The 19,541-nt window shown below is 44.3% G+C and carries 20 protein-coding genes and 1 tRNA gene; 18 read left to right on the top strand and 3 right to left on the bottom strand.

Translation table 11 applies throughout. From position 1 onward, the window contains the following. Positions 1 to 906, top strand: a 906-nt coding sequence (locus K5677_RS06735) for a relaxase/mobilization nuclease domain-containing protein (protein WP_296726089.1), incomplete at its 5' end; no start/stop codon positions are given. Here the strand turns inward: K5677_RS06735 and K5677_RS06730 are convergent. Continuing rightward, positions 872 to 2,320 carry an IS1182 family transposase gene (locus K5677_RS06730; RefSeq protein WP_296726086.1) on the bottom strand — a complete coding sequence of 483 codons (1,449 nt, stop codon included), beginning with the start codon at positions 2,318 to 2,320 and terminating at the stop codon, positions 872 to 874. The two genes, K5677_RS06735 and K5677_RS06730, sit on opposite strands and share 35 nt — an antisense overlap. A 60-nt stretch (positions 2,321 to 2,380) precedes the next feature. On the opposite strand from K5677_RS06730, the gene K5677_RS06725 reads away from it, so the two are divergent. The 3 genes from K5677_RS06725 to K5677_RS06715 all read left to right on the top strand — a co-directional run bounded on the left by K5677_RS06725 (position 2,381) and on the right by K5677_RS06715 (position 4,648). Further along, positions 2,381 to 2,713, top strand: a complete 333-nt coding sequence (locus K5677_RS06725) for a hypothetical protein (RefSeq protein ID WP_296726085.1) — start codon at positions 2,381 to 2,383, stop codon at positions 2,711 to 2,713. 89 nt (positions 2,714 to 2,802) lie between these two features. Further along, positions 2,803 to 3,000 carry a hypothetical protein gene (locus K5677_RS06720; RefSeq protein ID WP_296726083.1) on the top strand — a complete coding sequence of 66 codons (198 nt, stop codon included), beginning with the start codon at positions 2,803 to 2,805 and terminating at the stop codon, positions 2,998 to 3,000. Positions 3,001 to 3,073: 73 nt separating this feature from the next. Continuing rightward, positions 3,074 to 4,648, top strand: coding sequence for a recombinase family protein (locus K5677_RS06715; RefSeq protein ID WP_296726081.1), 1,575 nt, complete (start codon positions 3,074 to 3,076; stop codon positions 4,646 to 4,648). A 37-nt stretch (positions 4,649 to 4,685) separates the two neighbouring features. On the opposite strand, the gene K5677_RS06710 is transcribed toward K5677_RS06715, so the two are convergent. Both K5677_RS06710 and K5677_RS06705 read right to left on the bottom strand, forming a co-directional pair. Beyond that, positions 4,686 to 4,770: transfer RNA gene (locus K5677_RS06710), tRNA-Leu, on the bottom strand. 422 nt (positions 4,771 to 5,192) lie between these two features. Then, positions 5,193 to 5,720 carry a hypothetical protein gene (locus tag K5677_RS06705; protein ID WP_296726080.1) on the bottom strand — a complete coding sequence of 176 codons (528 nt, stop codon included), beginning with the start codon at positions 5,718 to 5,720 and terminating at the stop codon, positions 5,193 to 5,195. A gap of 375 nt (positions 5,721 to 6,095) precedes the next feature. Between K5677_RS06705 and K5677_RS06700 the strand changes: the two genes are divergently transcribed. From K5677_RS06700 to K5677_RS06635, 14 genes are all read left to right on the top strand, one after another. After that, positions 6,096 to 6,344: a TM1266 family iron-only hydrogenase system putative regulator gene (locus tag K5677_RS06700; RefSeq protein ID WP_296726078.1), complete on the top strand. Its 249-nt coding sequence runs from the start codon at positions 6,096 to 6,098 to the stop codon at positions 6,342 to 6,344. A gap of 25 nt (positions 6,345 to 6,369) precedes the next feature. Continuing rightward, a complete protein-coding gene (locus K5677_RS06695) occupies positions 6,370 to 6,795 on the top strand; it encodes an NUDIX domain-containing protein (RefSeq protein WP_296726076.1) in 426 nt (141 codons plus the stop codon). Between the two features lie 15 nt (positions 6,796 to 6,810). Further along, the gene (locus K5677_RS06690) at positions 6,811 to 7,281 is read left to right on the top strand and encodes a pyridoxamine 5'-phosphate oxidase family protein (RefSeq protein WP_296726074.1); all 471 of its coding nucleotides are present in this window, start codon (positions 6,811 to 6,813) and stop codon (positions 7,279 to 7,281) included. Between the two features lie 15 nt (positions 7,282 to 7,296). Further along, the gene (gene hydG / locus K5677_RS06685; RefSeq protein WP_366849063.1) at positions 7,297 to 8,748 is read left to right on the top strand and encodes a [FeFe] hydrogenase H-cluster radical SAM maturase HydG; all 1,452 of its coding nucleotides are present in this window, start codon (positions 7,297 to 7,299) and stop codon (positions 8,746 to 8,748) included. Between the two features lie 116 nt (positions 8,749 to 8,864). Further along, on the top strand, positions 8,865 to 9,032 hold the full coding sequence (locus tag K5677_RS06680) for a hypothetical protein (RefSeq protein ID WP_296726070.1): 168 nt from the start codon (positions 8,865 to 8,867) through the stop codon (positions 9,030 to 9,032). Between the two features lie 139 nt (positions 9,033 to 9,171). After that, complete coding sequence (locus K5677_RS06675) at positions 9,172 to 10,707, top strand: hypothetical protein (RefSeq protein ID WP_296726068.1); 1,536 nt, start codon at positions 9,172 to 9,174, stop codon at positions 10,705 to 10,707. A gap of 18 nt (positions 10,708 to 10,725) precedes the next feature. Beyond that, positions 10,726 to 11,025, top strand: coding sequence for a YlmC/YmxH family sporulation protein (locus tag K5677_RS06670; RefSeq protein ID WP_296726066.1), 300 nt, complete (start codon positions 10,726 to 10,728; stop codon positions 11,023 to 11,025). Between the two features lie 159 nt (positions 11,026 to 11,184). Continuing rightward, on the top strand, positions 11,185 to 11,934 hold the full coding sequence (gene rpsB, locus K5677_RS06665; RefSeq protein WP_296726065.1) for a 30S ribosomal protein S2: 750 nt from the start codon (positions 11,185 to 11,187) through the stop codon (positions 11,932 to 11,934). 83 nt (positions 11,935 to 12,017) lie between these two features. After that, entirely contained in the window at positions 12,018 to 12,935 is a 918-nt protein-coding gene (gene tsf, locus K5677_RS06660; RefSeq protein WP_296726063.1) for a translation elongation factor Ts, read from the top strand. A gap of 65 nt (positions 12,936 to 13,000) precedes the next feature. Next, complete coding sequence (locus tag K5677_RS06655) at positions 13,001 to 13,675, top strand: hypothetical protein (RefSeq protein WP_296726062.1); 675 nt, start codon at positions 13,001 to 13,003, stop codon at positions 13,673 to 13,675. 215 nt (positions 13,676 to 13,890) lie between these two features. After that, positions 13,891 to 14,826 carry a MoxR family ATPase gene (locus K5677_RS06650; RefSeq protein ID WP_296726059.1) on the top strand — a complete coding sequence of 312 codons (936 nt, stop codon included), beginning with the start codon at positions 13,891 to 13,893 and terminating at the stop codon, positions 14,824 to 14,826. 2 nt (positions 14,827 to 14,828) lie between these two features. Beyond that, complete coding sequence (locus tag K5677_RS06645; RefSeq protein WP_296726056.1) at positions 14,829 to 15,998, top strand: DUF58 domain-containing protein; 1,170 nt, start codon at positions 14,829 to 14,831, stop codon at positions 15,996 to 15,998. 2 nt (positions 15,999 to 16,000) lie between these two features. Further along, positions 16,001 to 18,313, top strand: a complete 2,313-nt coding sequence (locus K5677_RS06640; RefSeq protein ID WP_296726053.1) for a transglutaminase-like domain-containing protein — start codon at positions 16,001 to 16,003, stop codon at positions 18,311 to 18,313. Positions 18,314 to 18,334: 21 nt separating this feature from the next. Continuing rightward, positions 18,335 to 19,534 (top strand): dockerin type I repeat-containing protein, encoded by a 1,200-nt coding sequence (locus K5677_RS06635; RefSeq protein WP_296726050.1) that lies wholly within the window; start codon positions 18,335 to 18,337, stop codon positions 19,532 to 19,534. Positions 19,535 to 19,541: the final 7 nt, after the last annotated feature.

Genomic DNA, 19,541 nt, shown 5'->3' with positions numbered 1-19,541 from the left:
TGTTCGCTGCCGACTGCCTATCAGGAATTCAAAAACACAAGAGAGATGTACGGCAAGACTGTCGGGATACGTTACTATCACTTCGTACAGTCTCACCCCAGCGGCTACAATATCGCTCCCGAGAGGGCTCACAAGATAGCAGTTGAATTCGCGGGTAGAGCCTTCCCTGGACACGAAGTTGTAGTTGCAACTCATATCGACGCCGATCATATACACTCACATTTCGTACTCAATGCAGTCAATGCTGAGACTGGTTTGAAGTATCACTCGAACAAGTTCACACTGCAAGACCTGCGGCAATTGTCAGACGAGATATGTCAGAAATACGGAGTTACAACTCTCATCAAACCTGAGCTTCACAAGCAGAGCAACGGCGTCACTAACGGCGAGTATCGTGTTGCAATGCGTGGTGAGAGTTGGAAAATGGATCTCGCAAATACCATTGAAGCAGTCATGAAAAGAGCTAAGAGCAAGAAACAATTCCGTTTCTACATGAAGCAGTACGGCTACGATGTCAAATGGGAGGACAATCGTAAGTATATCACATACACTTGTCCCAACGGAAGGAGATGCCGAGACAACAAGCTTCACGAAGCAAAATACAGGAAGGAGAATATGGAATATGAGTTCAAAATTAGACAAATTGAAAGCTGCCTCCAAAGAGAACATGCAGGAGGCACAGGACATACCAACTATGGTCTGCGTCCAGGAAAGCAACTGGCAGGCAGTGATATCACAGCTGGAATTGCTGACGGATACACTGTTGGAAGTCAAGGCTCAAACAGATGTGACCATGACGTATGCACAAATGAAACTGTACCTGAAAAATCAGCAGACGATATACAATCAGTTGCTGGAGCAGGGGAAGGAGCTACAGGAGCTGACGTTGCAAAACGGTGCTGTTGACAAACCCATGTTTTTGCAATAAAAAACAGCCCGAATAGCTTTCGGACTGAAATAATAACTGAATATTGATGTAAAATAGTATCTCTACAAGCCTTTTTAAGTTTAAGGCGCATGCCGATAAGAGGCATTGCTCGGTAACTCGTTCAATGCCCCTCTTTCGAGTGCGTCTTAAATTATGCTGTTCTTTTTGATGAGAGAAATTTCCCTCGCACCATATTTTTCGTAGCCGCATAGCTTCATAGTACTCAGGCGTTCCGGCATGTTGCATTTGTTTTTCTTTGGCTTCTTCATGAAGATGACGTTCAATCCGTCTGCCAATTTTCGACTTACCTATACATTTTTCCTTATGTGGACAGTTTTGACACTCTGATTTTTTTGCAGCATAACGTTTTACGCCTTTACCTTTACAATAAGATGAATACTTTAGTATTCTCCCTGCGGGACAAAGATAACAATCATTGTCGGTATCATATATGAAATTATTGGGCGAGTATTCTTCAGTATAATTACAGTTAGGAGTAGGTTTCTCTCGTTGCGGTATATATGCTGCAATATCTTTTTTTATCATTGCTTCATATACTTCTCGACTGTCATATCCGCCATCCGCACAGATTGCATCAGGAGTGAAACCGAATTTTTCAATTTGGTACTCGATTCGTTTAACGTGAGGAACAGAATCCTTGATATTTCCAGCAGTAACAAAAACATCAGTAATCATTCCATGCTTTGAATCGCAGGTCTGATGATTCAGATAGTGAAATCCTGTAGGCTTTCCCGGACGCTTCATCAGTCCGCATTCAGGATCTGTAACGCTTTTGGTGATTTCTTTAGTTTTTGCAGTATCATATTCAACAGGCTCTTTGATAAGACCAAGCTCATACGCTTCACGATCAAGCTTCTGTATATATTCACTTGGAGTGTCGGGTACTTCAATAACCTCACGGAGATCATTACGTGCATTCGCTCTGATGTGTGTAGAGTCAGTTAGAAGGAGCTTGCCATCAATAAGACCTGCCTCGAAACACTTACGAACGATCTCATCAAAGACATCTCTAAAAATTGTTGTACCATCAAATTTTCTGCGACGAAGCTGTGAGATAGTTGAGTGATCCGGAACACGTTCATCAAAGTCAATTCCTAAGAACCAACGGTAAGCAATATTTACTGTGATCTCCTGTTCAAGTTTACGCTCAGAATCGATACCGTAGATATATCCAATCAGCATCATTTTTATCATTACAACAGGATCAATCGCAGGCCTTCCTGTATTTGAATACAGATCAGCGACCTTGTCATAGATGAAATCAAAATCTACAAGTCTATCAAGATCTCGCAGAAAATGCTCCTGCGGCATTAGTTCTTCAAGTGTCACAAATGACATTTTCATTTGCTTGCTTTCGGCTCGTTTTAACATCGTTGCTACCTCACTTTCGATACTTTTATTATACCATATTCAGCACTCGATGTCGAGGGTTTGTCAACAGCACCAAAACGTGACGGCAGAGGTGTCGAAACTGGATCAGTCAGCGAAGGATCTCGTCTCACAGGCTGGGAGGCTGAACGATCGGACCTTATCGCAGCTGAAATGCTCCGACGAGCAGAACAGGAAGCGCGGCTTCAGATTACTCCGTCTAGTGGTGTTGATAGAGTTTCTGCACCTGATATCGTCGGTGGCATTACTGCTATGGCTTCACTGATAGAGGACGAGCCTGCTGACGATACCGAGTTCGCTCGGGAGCACGTTGACAGCAAGGCGCTTGCCGAGGAACGAGAGCGCAAGGAAGCTCTCGGAATACACATGGGGTAACCCAAATCTAAAATGAAAGGAATTTTGAAAATGAACAATTATAATCACATACGATACATGAACGAGAGATATAAAAGGAGAGTTGTATATTGGGAAGAACTATTAAAGAACCGCAAATCAGGAACATCCACGTCACCTTCAATGGAGACGCACAGGGCTTCGACCTGTTCATAAAATCGCTGCTCAGCGATTATCTCCATTCAGGTGATATAGACAAATGTCCACAGACAGATGTTGTTGATAAGGTCGAAATTTCGGAAACAAACGAGAAAACAGTAGACTTCTGAGAAGGTCTGTGGTATGGTGTGTCGTAGCACCAACCAAGGTGCTGCGACTGCCATTAAGAATGGAGGTAAATAAATGAAAGCATGGTTATACTATAGACTGTCACGCGACGAGGACGCCGAGATGAACAGCCTTCAGAATCAGCGTCAGATACTTGTAGACTATGCCGAGCAGAATGGTTATGACATAGTTGGTGAAAGCTTTGACGATAACGTATCGGGTATGACATTCGAGCGCAAGGGACTTCACCAGATAGAGCTAGCAGTCGAGGACGGAAAGGTCGACATCCTGTTGGTCAAGGACTTGTCCCGACTTGGCAGACACCGTACACGTACGGCACTGTTCATCGACTACTTGCGCGAGAACAACGTCAAGGTGTATTCAGTGACCGAGGGTATTGACTCCTCGAACGAGAATGATGATATGATAATCGGATTCAAGCAGCTCGTCAATGACTTTTATGCCAAAGATATTGGCAAGAAAGTCCGTGCCGGCATACGACAGAAGCAAAAAACAGGAATGCCTGTGAACCTTCCGATGGGATACTATAAGGATAAATTCACAGGTGAGGTACTGGTCGATGAAACGGCGGCAGCGATAGTCAGAGAAATATTCGAGAAGTTCTTTGAAGGCTACGGACTGAGCACTATCGCCAAGGACTTCAACCGCCGCGGTATAAAGTCACCGGAATATTTCTCTCACAGAAAAAGGAATCCACGTCACACAGAAATCGTAAAAAGATTTCTGTGGGCGCAAACAACGGTCAAGCGTATAATTCAGAACGAGGCGTATACAGGAACTCTTGTTAACCACAAGACTGTGACGTCAAAGATTTACAAGACAGTGGATGTTATTCCGTCCGAAGAACAGTACCGTCATGAGAACTTTATGCCTGCGATTATCGACCGCGAGACCTTCAATCAAGCACAGATACTGCTTGAAAGCAGGCTGAAAAATCACGCGAGGGCGAAGTACGGAAGTGTCATCCATAGGTACTGTGGTATGATAAAATGTGCCGAATGTGGAGCGAGCCTCATAGCTAAAAAGAGAACTGTCGCAGGCAACTCATGGGTGGAGTACACCTGCAACAACAACCATCGATACGGTAACGAATACTGCACCGCTCACACTATCCGCGAACCTCAGCTCGATGATATTATCCATACGGAGCTTGCAATGCTCAGAAACGAGATCCATGATTCCAGTAAGAAGTACGATGAGATTATAAAAAACTGGAACAGGAAGAAGCCAAAGTACGATAAAATGATAAGGGATTATAGTGAGAAGATAGTCGGGCTCAAAGGTCAGATCGAGGAACTTATTATGGAGCGTATTGGCGACCGTGAACACGCTAAGGTCTACAATTCAATGATTGAAAAGCGTGAAGCTGAGATAGCGTATTTGACACAGAAGATAGAAGATTGCAGGAAGTTTGACGAGCTCAGCAAGAAACGTCGCGACGAGCTGATGTCCACAGCAGAATTGCTGGACGAGGTGCTGCTCGAACCATATATCAGCGACACCAATATCAGACTGCTCGTTCGGAAAATAAACGTCCACGAAAATGAAGACGGCAGCCTTGATGTGTCGCTAGAGTTCAACGGAGACTTTCATGATTCAAGCACAGTGTGCTTTGAAATTAATGACTAAAATGAAAGCCGTAGGGATAACCCTACGGCTTAATTTTTGGTGCGGGTAACAGGAGTTGAACCTGCATGGATCTCTCCGCCAGAACCTAAATCTGGTGCGTATGCCAATTTCGCCATACCCGCATATTCAATTTTGACTATCGAATTTGACTGCCGACAGGAGCAGTATCATAAAACCAATGACGTAGCGTGAACGAAATCTAACGTGTCTGCCAATTTCACCACATCCGCGATATTAAATTTTGTTGATTGTGTACAAACAGATGAGCCGCTTTATAATTCAATGACGTATCGTGAACGAAATCTGGTGCGTATGCCAATTTCGCCATACCCGCATATTAAATTAAGACTGTCGAATTGAACTGCCGACAGGGAGCAGTTTTATAAACCAATGACGTAGCGCGAACGAAATCTGGTGGGTATGCCAATTTCGCCATACCCACATGAATCAACAAATGTAATTATACTCTAAAATATATATTTTGTCAAGAGAAAAAATGAGGAGCTTAAATAGCTCCTCATGTATTTTATTAAATTCAAGCCTTTTAGGTGTTTTCCGCTTTTGCAGCTGTCTCTGCAGCAGAAGCATTTTCAGTATTATCATTAGCTTCGTTTTCGGCAGTCTTTTGTTCCTTCGGCTGTTCAGGTTTATCAGCCTCATCTGCCTGTGGGGCAGGAGTGTTCTGAACAGGCTGAGCGTTCTGAGCAGGCTGTTCAGCAGGAGCGGCAGGAGCTGACGGTGCAGGAGCCGATGGCTTAGATTCAGTTTTTTTGTTCTTAGCTGAAGTCTTATTTTCAGCCTCTTCCTTTTCTGTACGGTCGCCCTTTGACTCGATATAGAGGTCATCATCAGCAATACTGCCAACAAATCTGAGCTGTTTTACAGGAATTCTCTTTAATGGAGAATATATAAAAGCTTTACATGAATAATTTTGTTCAACGAGGCCTCTTTTTTCGCAAAGAACTCTGTTACCGTCCTTTGTCCTCTTACCGTACATACAGTAATCGCACTTAGGCTCTATTTTTTTATCAAAATATTTAGCCCCGCCCTGGAAAAATGAGAATAAACCCATTAATAATCACCTCAAAAATAAATCTAACAATAGTATATCACAAATAAAAGATTTTGTCCAGTGATTTTTGAAAAATTATATAAATTCTTTAAAAAACGGGTATGGCATTGTATAAGCTGAACAAAATGAGACCAACACAGTTTTATTATGCTAACAATTATAGATTGACAAATGTATATCAAAGTGTTACAATAATTACAGCGAAGGTCAGGATTTATTCTGATTTCGGCTCTTAAAATTTATTGTTTTCGGGCAGCAGGGTGCAGAACCTTGTTATCGGATAGCAGTTATGCAATATATTTTTGCGCAGATACTATCCGTCCGTCTATGGGCGGATTTTTTATTGGCTGCTTTTCTGCCTGCAAAGGAGGAATAATGGAAAACAAACGAATCGCTGTGACGGCTATAGTTATTGATGAGCAGTCTGCGGCAGTAGAGGTGAACAATGTGCTTCATGACTACAGCGATATAATCATCGGAAGAATGGGGATACCTTACAAAGAAAGGGGAATATCGCTCATTTCAGTTGCACTTGACGCAGAACCCGATGTGATAAGCAGTCTTACGGGCAGACTCGGGCAGATACAGGGGGTATCCGTTAAAGCTGCGATATCGAAGAAGTAACCGCGTGATGCAAGGAGATGATATCATGCACAAAGTCTTTGGAACAAAGGAAGATCATGTATACACTGACAGAGAGGGAGCATATCTTATCCTTGTCTGCGGTGATAAGGTAGGTGTGATACGCACTCCAAAAGGGTATTTTTTAGTCGGCGGCGGAATAGAAGACGGTGAATCACATATTGCCTGTATTGAAAGGGAATGTACAGAAGAAACAGGCTATGCGGTTACGGTCAAAGGCGAAGTGTGCTCTGCGGAAACTTACTGTTTCCATAATGAAATAGGCTTCTTTCACCCGATACAGACCTATTATGTCGGGAAAATGGTATCAAAGACAGCTGATCCTACAGAAAAAGACCATGAATTCCTGTGGGTAAAATACAGTGATATCAAGGGTAAAATGTACTGGGAGATGCAGAGCTGGGCTTTAGAGATGATTTTTGAGAAACGATAACGATAGGAGGAGTTTATGCGCAGGAATGATCGTGAAATAACGGATAAAGCTGAAATAGAGCGCTTTATCTCAGGTGAGAAGATACTTCGTGTGGGCTTCTGTGATAATGGAGAGGTATATATAGTACCTGTCAATTACGGATATACTGTTGATGATGAGAAATACACGTTTTATTTTCACGGTGCGAAAGCAGGAAGAAAGTACGAGCTTGCAAAGGCGTGTCCGTCAGTCGGATTTGAGATAGACGGCAGATATGAGCTGGTCGAAGCTGAAAAAGCCTGCGGACATTCTGCGAAATATCAGAGTGTTATCGGAAACGGCACAATTTCAGTCATAAACGGAACTGATGAGAAGAGAAATGCTTTCAGCTGTATTATGAAGCAGGCGACAGGCAGAGCAGAGTGGGAGTACGATGATGCTGTACTCGAACGAACTGCTTTATTCAAAATTGAAGTGAAAACAATGTCTTGTAAGGCAAGATCATAAAGGAGAAAAATGAATATGTATGATGTAAAATCCCTTAAAGCAGAAGAATTTATCAATGATGAGGAGATACTGGCTACACTGGAATATGCTGAACAGAACAAGCATAACCGCCAGCTTATCGAGCAGATACTCGAAAAGGCAAAGCCGAGAAAAACAGGAAGGGGAGTTGAGTGCGCAGGGCTTACTCACCGTGAGGCAAGTGTGCTTCTTGCCTGTGATATCCCGGAGATGACAGAGAAGATGTACGAGCTTGCAAAGGAGATAAAGCAGGCATTTTACGGCAACAGAATAGTTATGTTTGCTCCGCTTTATCTTTCAAATTATTGCGTAAACAAGTGCGTATACTGTCCATATCATATGCAGAATAAGGAAATACCGCGCAAGAAGCTGACTCAGGAGGAGGTCCGTCAGGAGGTCATTGCTCTTCAGGATATGGGACACAAGCGCCTTGCGATCGAATCGGGCGAGGATCCTGTAAACAATCCTATCGAGTATATCCTTGAATGTATCAATACTATCTACTCCATAAAGCACAAAAACGGAGCTATCCGCCGTGTAAACGTTAATATCGCCGCAACAACCGTTGAAAACTACCGCAAGCTCAAGGAAGCAGGTATTGGCACATATATCCTGTTCCAGGAGACCTACCACAAGGAGAGCTATGAGAAGCTTCACCCGGCAGGACCAAAGCATAACTACGCATATCACACAGAGGCTATGGACAGAGCTATGGAGGGCGGTATTGACGACGTAGGTCTTGGTGTTCTCTTCGGACTTGACAAGTACAAGTACGAATTCGCAGGACTTCTCATGCATGCAGAGCACCTTGAAGCTGTTCACGGCGTAGGACCGCACACTATCAGTGTTCCGCGAATCAGAAGAGCCTCGGATATTGACCCTTCCGTATTTGACAACGGCATCGACGATGATACATTTGCAAAGCTTGTTGCTTGTATAAGGATAGCAGTTCCTTACACAGGCATGATAATCTCAACACGTGAGAGCGAAGCCTGCCGTGAAAAGGTGCTCGGACTTGGAGTATCCCAGATATCAGGCGGTTCAAGAACCTCTGTAGGCGGCTATGCAGGCTATACTCCCGAGGACAGACCTCATGATACAGAGCAGTTCGATGTATCCGACCAGCGTTCACTTGATGAAGTAGTAAAGTGGCTCATGGATGGCGGCTATATCCCGTCGTTCTGCACAGCCTGCTATCGTGAGGGCAGAACAGGCGATCGTTTCATGGCGCTGTGCAAGGTGGGACAGATACAGAACTGCTGCCACCCAAATGCGCTTATGACATTGCAGGAGTACCTCTCTGACTATGCTTCGCCGGAAACAAAGGCAGTAGGTGAGACTCTTATCGCAAAGGAGATACAGAATGTTCCCGATGAAAAGCGCCGTCAGCGTGCTATCGAATACCTTGACAGCATAAAGAATGGCGGTCAGCGTGATTTCAGATTTTAATCTAAAGCCTGAGAGTGAAAAGCTCTCAGGCTTTTTTGCAAAAATATATTTGACAAATAAGATATATTATGCTAAAATAAACCATGATACATTTATAACATAAAGGAGACCTTATAATGTTTGCAGCATTAATGCTTTTAGCATCAAATGTACCACAAACGGGAGACAGATTCCCGAGAGGTGTACTGTTCATAATTATCGCAGCTGCGATTATTCTTGCAGTTGGAACTGCTATCTTTGCCAAGAAAAAAGGTGACGACAGCGACGATGATGAAGAAGAATGATCCCGCGGCAGCTGCATAAGCAGCTGCCCGATCTTTTATACGGGGTATCTGTGATGTAAAACAAAATTTTGCGAAGCCAAATTTTGATTCTTTTCAGCGGATGACGCTGCATATATTATAATGAAAGGAGGCGGAGCCTGTGGAGCTTTTATGCAGAATTTGCGGCGAAATATTACAGTCCGAGGACGATACGGGCGTATGCGAGTGCGAGAGCTGCGGTTCAAGACAGACATATCCTAAAAAATATGACAGTGAAAAACTCGGAATATTCAATAAAGCACGCAGACTTCGCCAGAAAACAGATTTTGAAGGTGCAGAAAAGCTTCTATCACATCTATGTGCAGAAGCTGACGATGAGCCCGAGGGCTTCTGGGAGCTTGCCATGTGCCGCTGCGGTATAGTATATGAGGACAACGGATCCGCTGTAAAGGTCCCTGTTTGCCGCAGAGTTTCCCTGACGCCTCTCACCGAAGATGTGAATTTTCTCACCGCTGTCGCTTATGCGACTGACGAGCAAAAGGCTGTATATTGCCGGGAAGCGGCAGCTATTGACGTTCTGCGCCGTGAATATGCTGAGCGAGTCGGAAACGGTGAGCGCTATGATGTGTTTATTTGCGGCGGTTCGTCTGAAAAAGGCAGAAATATAGCTGCTCAGATATACGATCAGCTCTGCGCGGAGGGCTTCATAGTTTTCTTTGCGCCTAAGTCGATTAAGGAGGTCAGCGGCAGAGCAGGTGAGCTCTACATAAGTGCTGCTGTAAATTCAGCAGATACTTTGCTTGTTGTCTGCACTGAGTCAGATGATTTTGCAGAGCTTCACATGAAAAGACAGTGGAGCAGATGTGCATCGGCTGTCCGTAAGGACGGAGATAAGCTGCTTATTACCTGTATCAGCGGCGTTTCTGAGGGAGATATACCTGATGAACTCTCGGATTATCCTGTTATGGATATGGAAAAGCTGGGCTTCGTGGCTGAGGTTATAAGGCTTATACGCCGTAAAGAAAGCGGTCACAGCGTTTCTGCACGGAATGCTCCCGAAAAGCTTATCCGCAGAATGAATATTTTCCTTGCAGACGAGGATTTTGAAGCTGCCGAGGAGTACTGCGGCATAATACTTGATGCTTCTCCTGAGTGCTGGCAGGCTCACTGGACTCGATTTCTTGCTTATAATGGTTGTCGGAACAGCGGCGACCTGCTGCTTGAAGAGGTGGTCGAGAGCTTTGCTTCCGATTATATAGAGCGTTTTGGCTTTGATTTTGCTGAGGACGATATATTCGTTGCACAGCTTTCACAGCTTTTAGGAGAATCGCCGCGAAAAGCTATCGAATATTCCGAGGGTGACGAAAAGCTCAATCTCGAAACGATGTATGATCGGTTTATTAATGCTGTCAGAGACGCAGTTTTTGCCCGTGAACAGGAAAACATCGAGGCTGAGGAAAAGCAGGAGTTAGCGGCTATCCGACGCCGTCATGATGAGGAGGAGGAGCGGAAAACTGCTGCTGAGATAAAAAAGCAGACTATACGGAACCGTTTCCTGACGTATGATGCTGTGATCTTTACCGTTCTTATCATTCTTTTTGTAAAATTTAAGTTCGTTTGGGCGGCTGTTCTTATAATAATAATGATATTTGTCACGATACTTGTTCTGGAAGGACTTAACCAAAAGGACAGATGACCGCTTGGGAGTGATGATATGCTTCTTGGATTTGAGGAATTATGCAGAAAGGAAGTTATAGAAATCTCTACGGGAGAGAGACTGGGCTTTATTGATGATATAGAGCTTGATATGGAAAGCGGTACTGTGAAGTCACTTATAATATACGGCGGAGCTCGGTTTTTAGGCTTTTTAGGCAGAGCTGAGGACACAGTGATAGCCTGCTCGGAGATAAAGGTAATTGGCGAAGATGTGGTGCTTGCTGAGCGTTCCCATGAGAATCAGCGTGTAAAATCACTAAAAAACAGAAAAAATAGTTTTTTAAGTTTGTTGAAATAAACATCGATAAAATGCTTGAAATATCTGCCTTGAAATGATATAATATTAAGGCAATTCGCACGGCTGTACTTTCAGCGGTTGGTGCGCAGGGACCTGCGTTGCTGTTGAGCTAAGTTGGTCGGAGGATTAATATTAACCAATTTTAAGGAGGACTACACCATGGGAGTAGTATCAATGAAGCAGCTTCTTGAGGCTGGCGTACACTTCGGACACCAGACAAGAAGATGGAACCCGAAAATGGCACCATACATTTTCACAGAAAGAAACGGAATCTACATCATCGACCTTCAGAAGACAGTTAAGAAGCTCGAGGACGCTTATATGTTCGTTCGCGACATCGCTTCACAGGGCGGCGAGGTACTTTTCGTAGGTACAAAGAAGCAGGCTGGCGATTCTGTTAAGGAAGAAGCTACAAGAGCCGGCGCACACTATGTAAACGCAAGATGGCTGGGCGGTATGCTCACAAACTTCAAGACTATCCAGACAAGAATCAAGAGACTTGAGCAGCTCCATACAATGGAAGAGGACGGCACATTCGCTCTTCTCCCTAAGAAGGAAGTTGTTAAGCTCAACCTTGAAATAGAAAAGCTTGAGAAGTTCCTCGGCGGTATCAAGACAATGAAGAAGCTCCCAGCAGCACTTTTCATCGTTGATCCCCGCAAGGAAAAGATCGCTGTTGCTGAGGCTAAGAAGCTCAATATCCCGATCGTTGCTATCGTAGATACAAACTGCGATCCTGATGAAGTTGATTACGTTATCCCAGGTAACGATGACGCTATCAGAGCTGTAAAGCTTATCGCAGGCACAATTGCTAACGCTGTTATCGAAGGCAGACAGGGCGATGACGCTGCAGCTGCACAGGAGGCTCCTGCTGAGGAAGCTGAGAGCGCTGAGGCTGACGCTGAATAATCATAAAACAATGAAAACAATCAAAAACCCGAACTAACCCTTCGGGTTTTTGCGGATTTAATATATAATAGGAGGTATTTACAATGGGTAAGGTATCCGTTGCTGAAATTAAAGAACTCATGAAGTCCACAGGCGTTGGTATGATGGACTGTAAAAAGGCTCTCGAAGAAAACGATGGCGATATGGACAAGGCTATCGAGTTCCTCAGAGAAAAAGGTCTTGCTACACAGGCTAAGAAGAGCGGCAGAGCTGCTGCTGAGGGCGTAGTTACAGCTGTTGTAAAGGGTGAGACAGGCGTTCTCCTCGAAGTAAACACAGAGACAGACTTCGCTGCTAATACAGACGATATCAGAAATTTCGTTGCAAATGTTGCAAACACTATCATCGAAAAGAACCCTGCTGATGTTGAGGCACTCAAGAATCTGCCTATCAGCGGCGGCAGTGGTACAGTAGGTGAGGCTCTTACAGAGCTGGCTGGCATGAAGATCAGAGAGAATATCGTTATCCGTCGTTTCGTAAGACTTGAGGGCAAGCTTGCTTCTTATATCCACAATGGCGGAAGCATCGGCGTTCTCGTAAAGATGGATACAGATCTTTCTGCTGATCAGGTAGCTGCTATCGGTAAGGACGTTGCTATGCAGTCCGCTGCTCTCAACGCTCCATACGTAAGAAGAGAGGACGTTCCTGCTGAGGTTATCGAGAATGAGAAGAAGATCATGCTCGCTCAGATGGCTGAAGATCCTAAGATGGCTTCCAAGCCCGAGCAGGTTCGCGTAAAGATCGTTGAAGGCAAGGTTGGCAAGTACTACAGCGAGAACTGCCTCCTTGAGCAGGCTTTCGTTAAGGATGACAAGCTTACAGTTCAGGGCTATGTTGATGCTGAGGCTAAGAAGCTCGGCGGTTCTATCAAGGTCGTTGACGTTGTTCGTTACGAGCGCGGCGAAGGCGTTGAGAAGAAGGAAGAGAACTTTGCTGACGAGATTGCTAACATGATCAAGTAATAAAAGCTTTTACAAACAGCGGTGGATTTTATTCTGCCGCTGTTTTTTGATATAGGGAGAAAATTATGTATCGTATAATTAGATCTGCGTATATGATACTGATAGTTGCAGCTGCTGCCATTTTTGTGCTGGGGATCATGGAAATAGCTATGTACTTCAAGGGGGAGCCTTATTATGTGCATATTGATGACCTGAAATACTGTAATGAGCAGAAGGCTATAGAGGGCAATGCCGGGCGTGTGTTCTGTATGTACAGAGTGGAGAAAGTAAGCACAGGCAGAAAAAAGTACTCCAAAAATGCTTACAAATACCTGAACTATTATATGCTGGATAATGCAAGCCCCGATGAAATTGAAAAAATTAGAGTCGATAAGAGCTACAGACCTGAGAATTACTGCGTATATTCATATTATACAAGTGATGAGACAAAAAAACAAAAGCTTGACGAGCTATGTATAAGTTGGGAAAACTATATGAATGGCAGAACGAATACTATGCCTGAAATATTTTACATAGATGGGCGGGTTTCGCCAAAGTCATTTTACGAATACGATGTTGCAGAGTTCAAAAATGCTGCAAGAAAGTACGGCTTTTCAGAAAATGAAATAACATCACTTCTGATATTTGACAGCCCTGTCGAAGAGATATGGCTGTTCCTGACGCCTTTATCGGGTTTGTTTCTGGTGGGAACAATAATTTACCTGTTAAGGAAGAAAAGAAGAAATATGGGGTACTATTGATATTATCTTTTGCTGATATTATGGTAAAAATCAGCGGCAACTGCTGTTGAAAACAATTAATTGGACAAATTTTCCACATTCCAACACCTGTATTATTGTAAGATGTTACAATAATACAGGCTTTTTTTCGTATGGATTTCCCTTGAAGTAATTTTGAAAATATGTTATAATAGTTTTAACTGGATAATATGCTCAAAAGTATGAGGTAAAATAATATGAATGAAAGAATAAGTAAACTCGCTGGTTCTGTCGGCAAAGTCATTGTAGGTAAAAAAGACACAGTAATCAAGCTGATAGCCGCACTGTTATGTGAAGGCCATGTTCTTCTTGAGGACGTTCCCGGCGTTGGCAAAACTCAGCTGATAACCGCTCTATCACGTTCAATAGGCGGAAAATTCAACCGTATCCAACTTACTCCTGATGTTATGCCGTCGGATATAGCGGGATTTACTATGCTTGATTCAAATAAGGGCGATTTTGTTTACCGTGACGGTGCGGTAATGTGTAATTTCCTTCTCGCGGACGAGATAAACCGTGCCTCGCCGAAGGTACAGTCGGCTCTCCTTGAGGCTATGGAGGAACGCCAGATAAGTCTTGACGGTGTTACACATAAGCTTCCTAAGCCGTTCCTTGTTATGGCAACTCAGAACCCTGTAGAGACCTATGGCACATTCCACCTTCCAGAGGCGCAGATGGACAGATTCTTTATGAAGCTGTCTATGGGCTATCCCTCACTGGAGGAGGAAGTCCAGATACTTGAAAGAACAGAACTCAACAATCCTATTGTTAATATAGAAGAGCCTGTAATGCACGTCGATGACATTATCGCTATGCAGCAGGAGGTAAAACAGGTACGTGTCAGCGATGCTGTCAAGGAGTATATCGTTGATATCGTTGCTGCGACAAGAGCAGACAGAAATACTGTTCTCGGCATAAGTCCCCGCGGAAGCATAGCGCTTTTCAAGGCTGCAAAGGCTTATGCGTACATCTATGAGAGAGACTATGTAACTCCCGATGATATTAAGAATACAGCGGTTTCCGTGCTTGCTCACAGGATAATACTTTCACCCCAGGGCAAGACAGCCTTTGGCACAGGTGAGGCATATGTTGAAAATGTCCTCAGAAACTGCGCCGTTCCTGCTATGAGCTGAGTATGAAGCATTTCAAGAGTATCATAAGCGTACTTGCAGTTGCTTTTCTGGTCTATATCTTCACTTTTTATATTGACGGCGAAATGGGTATCATTCTGCTGGCTTTTGTAGCATTTGCCCCTCTTGTGTCGCTTTTTATCACTCTTTATGCAAGAAAGCGCATAAAGGTCAGCTTCAGCTGTGACGCCTATGTCCCAAAGGGAAGCAAGCTCACCGTTGATGTAAAGGTTGAGAAAACAGGAGTATTTCCTCTTTCTATAGTGGAGATCAGTCCCTATGCTACAGAGATATTTGCTCAGAACATAAAAAAGCACAAGCTCAGTATGTTTAACGAAAACAAACGAAGCTTCAGGCTGGAGATAGACGCTCTTGTGGGCGGAAACGGCGAAATAGGCATAAATTCAGTTTATTCCTGCGGATTTCTCGGATTTATGAGGTTTAAGATCAAAACTCCGCTTCCTCAGCCTGTTTCTGTAGGTGTTATACCGCCTATTCCCGAGGTCAAGTCCTCGACTCAGCTTTTCCGTGCTATTGCGGACGTTGTGCTCACAAGCGACGATGATGAGGAAAACGATACGGCAATGCTGTTTTCAGCGAATACCTCTCCCGGTTATGAGCACCGTGAATACGAGCAGGGGGATCCGCTGAAGCGTATCAACTGGAAGCTTTCCTCAAAAAAACAGAAGCTCATGGTACGTCTGGACGAGGCTGCTGCTTCGGTGCAGCCTGTTCTGGTGCTTGATCTTTACCGCAACGGAGCGATACCGCCTGCAAATGCTGTGAGAGGCGAGGAACAGCTTATCCGCTCAGTGTTCGGATTGCTTGATCTGCTGGTAAAACAGGGCATTGCCTGCAATTTTGTATACCGTACAAGTACAGGTGAGGTCGCCTGCGAAAGTGTGGATAATCCTGATTATTCTAATCAGCTTTTGCTGAAAATACTGGCAATAAAGGTAGTTCCCGACAAGCGTATTGATCTTTCACATAATACAGGTTCATTTTGTGCCTGTGTGATCGCTACTACCGACGCAGGTCCCCGCTTTGCTGAGGTCACCCGTTTTATTGAGGAACCTGATAATGCAAGTATAATCGGGCTTTCCATTGCGTCTGTAAATTCCACACCTCTCAAGATGTGGTATCTTGATGAAGATAATAATTTCAAACTGGTATAAATATGAATGAGACCAAAAATAAAAATTTCGATCTGAAGGCGTTCCTGCTGAGAACGCTCACAGATCCTGTACTTTGGTACACGGTGCTGATAATGACAGCACTCATGTATCATTATCGTAACCGCGACACTACAAAGACCGATGATCAGGGCTATATCTATGCGCTGGGCTGGGGGCTGTGCAGCTTGTTCCTCGGCTGGATCATGTTCAGAATATTCGATTTCATGAAGAAGCATAATTTTCTTGGCTTCTTTATGTACGCGGCGCTCGTTGTCGTGTTCGGAGCGGGAGTTCGTGAAGCGATCAACATAGGCAAAAAGGATTATCAGATCATATGGGGACTCTGGTTCCTTACACCGCAGGATTCCGTGGACTTCAACTTCTGGTATGCGGCAGCTTTTTACCTTTTGTTTATGCTGTTCATGGGTTCGGTCATATACTATTTCACGCGAATAAGATACAGGATATTCATGAATTTCCTGATTTTCATCATTCCTTTCTCTATTTACGGTAAGGAATATGAAAAAATGCCTACGGTATTCATAATCCTGCTTGCTGTGGGATATATACTTCTCATGGTTTACTACAGGCAGCTCACAGATACCGAAAATACGGTGTTCATTGACAGAAGAAGCTCATGGAAGCCTATTGCGGTATACGCAGTTATCTTTGCTGCCGCAGCAGCTGTTTTCCCTAAGCCTGCTGTTGTTGCGGACAGAACTGTGCTGGAAACTCTCATCGCCGCCGATCAGTTCACTGATAAGCTCAATGCGATGATCGATATTTTCCGTGATACCACTACGGGAGATCAGTTCCGTTCAAATGACGATGATACTCTCATATATGAGGTAAGATCAAACGGACCACTGCGTATCAAGACTGCCACTCATTCCACCTATAGCTTTGAAGGTGACAAGTGGAGCGTCGAGGATATGGACAGCAGGTTCAGCACTAAGGCAGGAGATACTCCTGTTGATATAGGCTGTCATATGGGAATCGCAGGAGCTGTTCTTGAAGCGGCATCTATTGACAGTGATTTTGCCGAAAAATACGAACTTACCGAGTTTGTAAAAAACGGGCTTGATGAGCCTGATGTCCGAGAGGCTGAATTCTACAGCTTATTTGGACGCGCAGGTATAACTAAGGGTACTGACATGGCTCCTGTGCCTCAGTTTGCCATTGCAATGACCAATTCTACAAGAAAGCACGATGTAGTTCGTCTTCGCGGCGGCACGGTGTATGCTGTTGATAAGTATTTTGCCACAGATGAAGTGTTTTCCTTTGCTTATGATGAGGACACCTTCTTTATGAGCCCTAAAAATAACGAATTCATCAATAAGCTGGCGGAATGCGATTATGAGGAGCTTCTCCTTGACGCAAGCTATATCCTTGACGAGAATCTTACTGACGAAAGCTCAGAGGATTATGTTCAGAAATGCAGATATATCGATATAGACTATATGCTTTATGACGATTATCTGGAGTATCTTCTTGATTACGGCGGAAAGGCTGATATAAAGGCACTTTCCGATGAGATAACAAAGGACTGTGTTACAGAATACGAAAAGGCTAAGGCGATAGAGAGCTATTTTTACGATAATAACTACATCTATGACCTTAAATACAAAAAACAAAAGGGCGAAAACGCAGAGGATTTCCTGTTCAGAACAAAAACAGGCGTCTGCTACGAATACGCCACAGCTATGGTGCTTCTTGCACGTGCCGCAGGCATCCCCGCAAGATACTGCGAGGGCTATAATATGAATCACAATGAAGGCGGCAGGTTCATAGACAGTACCAATTATTCCATTCGTGCAAAGGATCTGCACGGCTTCCCCGAGCTTTATATTAAGGGCTACGGCTGGGCAAGCTTTGAGCCTACCGTTGCCGATGTATTTGAAAAGGGGGAGAAAAAAGCCTCGACTGCTACGGATATGCTCTCTTATGCAGGTCTGATGATACTGGCAGGTGCAATGCTGGTATTGCTGTGTGCATTCGTATATCCAATGCTGTCACATAAATGGTTCATTTTCAGAGGTGCAAAACGCAGCCCGAATGACGCTGTCAGAGCTGTTATGCACAGGATATGCAAGGTCTATGGTATCGAAAACGTCAATACCTCAAAAGAGGCGGCGGCTCTCGTACATGAGATGTCGGGCGCAGATATCAAGGATACTGCTGAGTTATTCGACAGAGCGGTCTACGGTGACGCAGCTCTGAGTGAACAAGAAAAAGAAAAAGCGATGAACGAATATATCAGAGCATATGATGAGTTCAGAGAATCCAAGAAAAGGAGACGCATAAAAAGCCGATAACGTTTGTTCGGAGGTTTGATTATGCGAACTGTAAAAGAAAAAGGAATATTTTCTTTCCTGCTTGCGTTTTTTATCCTTATCGGAATGCTGGCAGGATCATGTCAGACGAATATCAAGGCTCATGCAGCCGACGACTTCAGACTCTGGAGACAGAATGATGAGCGCTGGGGCAGCTATGCTATCGGCGGCTCTACAGTGCGCAGCTCAGGCTGCTACATAACCTCTATCGCAATGGCTGCGGTGGCTTCGGGAGCAAAGGATACCGAAAGCTTTGATCCGGGTGTATTTGCAAAGACTCTCAATGATTTGAAGGCTTTCAATCAATGGGGCGGACTCAGCGCGTGGGCTTCCGTCAACAAGGCTATCCCCGAGGTAAGCATCGCCACAGCAAATCTGAGCTTCAAGTCAGATACTCAGAGCGGAAAGGCTTCTGAGATAAAGGAATATCTCGACAAGGGACTTTACGTTATATGCAATGTAGGCGGACATTGGGTGTATATCGACGGTATCATCGGTGACGACGTGTATATGGCTGATCCTGCAAAGGACGAGATACTCATGTTTGAGGCATATGATAACAAGAATATCACAGTTTTTCAGGCTATAAAGGGCAAGAATCCTTACAGCGGGTTCACACCTCTTAAAATAGCTGAAAAAGACTCCACGGCTTCAGCAGTGGCTTCCTCTGTGACGACTGCATCTGCTGCGCTGACAACAACTGCACCGAAAGTGCAGACAACAGTAAAAACAACTGTCACAACTACAAAAGCTCAGACCACACCGCGCCTTGCTGTTACTACAGTTACTTATAAAGTAGGAGAGTATTACTGCTCAGATACCGTACCGGTCAAGGTATGGGCGGACGCTAAGACACAAAAGGAAACTATAGCTTCACTTAAATACGGAAACGTAGTTAAGGTGCTCAGCGTCAGCGGTACATTGGGTGAGGTGAATATTGACGGCAGGAGCGGATGTGTTGAGCTTACAAAGCTTAAATACGCAGGCGAGCCCGAGAAGCATGAAGCAGGTGACGTCAATAATGACGGCAGCTTCGATACCTATGACTTAGCGCTTATAAACGAGTACCTCAACAGCCTCGGCAAGCTGCCCGACGGTATCTCTGTGCTGACAAGCTCGGAGATAGCTGCTGCTGATATCAGCGGCGATGGCATTGTTGATAACAATGATGTGCTCTTATATCTAATGCTTATTTGCAATTAAGGAGTAA

Source organism: Ruminococcus sp. (assembly GCF_024684275.1).
The sequence above is the reverse complement of the archived record's forward strand: the minus strand, read 5'-3'. Positions and strand labels throughout refer to the sequence as shown.

Excerpts from the sequence above, each read along its gene's own strand:
- K5677_RS06640 (WP_296726053.1), top strand. The coding sequence starts at position 16,001 with ATGAATGAGACCAAAAATAAAAATTTCGATCTGAAGGCGTTCCTGCTG.
- K5677_RS06700 (WP_296726078.1), top strand. The coding sequence starts at position 6,096 with ATGGAAAACAAACGAATCGCTGTGACGGCTATAGTTATTGATGAGCAG.
- K5677_RS06645 (WP_296726056.1), top strand. The coding sequence starts at position 14,829 with ATGAAGCATTTCAAGAGTATCATAAGCGTACTTGCAGTTGCTTTTCTG.
- hydG (WP_366849063.1), top strand. The coding sequence starts at position 7,297 with ATGTATGATGTAAAATCCCTTAAAGCAGAAGAATTTATCAATGATGAG.
- K5677_RS06730 (WP_296726086.1), bottom strand. The coding sequence starts at position 2,320 with ATGTTAAAACGAGCCGAAAGCAAGCAAATGAAAATGTCATTTGTGACA.
- K5677_RS06695 (WP_296726076.1), top strand. The coding sequence starts at position 6,370 with ATGCACAAAGTCTTTGGAACAAAGGAAGATCATGTATACACTGACAGA.
- rpsB (WP_296726065.1), top strand. The coding sequence starts at position 11,185 with ATGGGAGTAGTATCAATGAAGCAGCTTCTTGAGGCTGGCGTACACTTC.
- tsf (WP_296726063.1), top strand. The coding sequence starts at position 12,018 with ATGGGTAAGGTATCCGTTGCTGAAATTAAAGAACTCATGAAGTCCACA.
- K5677_RS06680 (WP_296726070.1), top strand. The coding sequence starts at position 8,865 with ATGTTTGCAGCATTAATGCTTTTAGCATCAAATGTACCACAAACGGGA.
- K5677_RS06705 (WP_296726080.1), bottom strand. The coding sequence starts at position 5,720 with ATGGGTTTATTCTCATTTTTCCAGGGCGGGGCTAAATATTTTGATAAA.
- K5677_RS06650 (WP_296726059.1), top strand. The coding sequence starts at position 13,891 with ATGAATGAAAGAATAAGTAAACTCGCTGGTTCTGTCGGCAAAGTCATT.
- K5677_RS06635 (WP_296726050.1), top strand. The coding sequence starts at position 18,335 with ATGCGAACTGTAAAAGAAAAAGGAATATTTTCTTTCCTGCTTGCGTTT.
- K5677_RS06670 (WP_296726066.1), top strand. The coding sequence starts at position 10,726 with ATGCTTCTTGGATTTGAGGAATTATGCAGAAAGGAAGTTATAGAAATC.
- K5677_RS06655 (WP_296726062.1), top strand. The coding sequence starts at position 13,001 with ATGTATCGTATAATTAGATCTGCGTATATGATACTGATAGTTGCAGCT.
- K5677_RS06715 (WP_296726081.1), top strand. The coding sequence starts at position 3,074 with ATGAAAGCATGGTTATACTATAGACTGTCACGCGACGAGGACGCCGAG.
- K5677_RS06690 (WP_296726074.1), top strand. The coding sequence starts at position 6,811 with ATGCGCAGGAATGATCGTGAAATAACGGATAAAGCTGAAATAGAGCGC.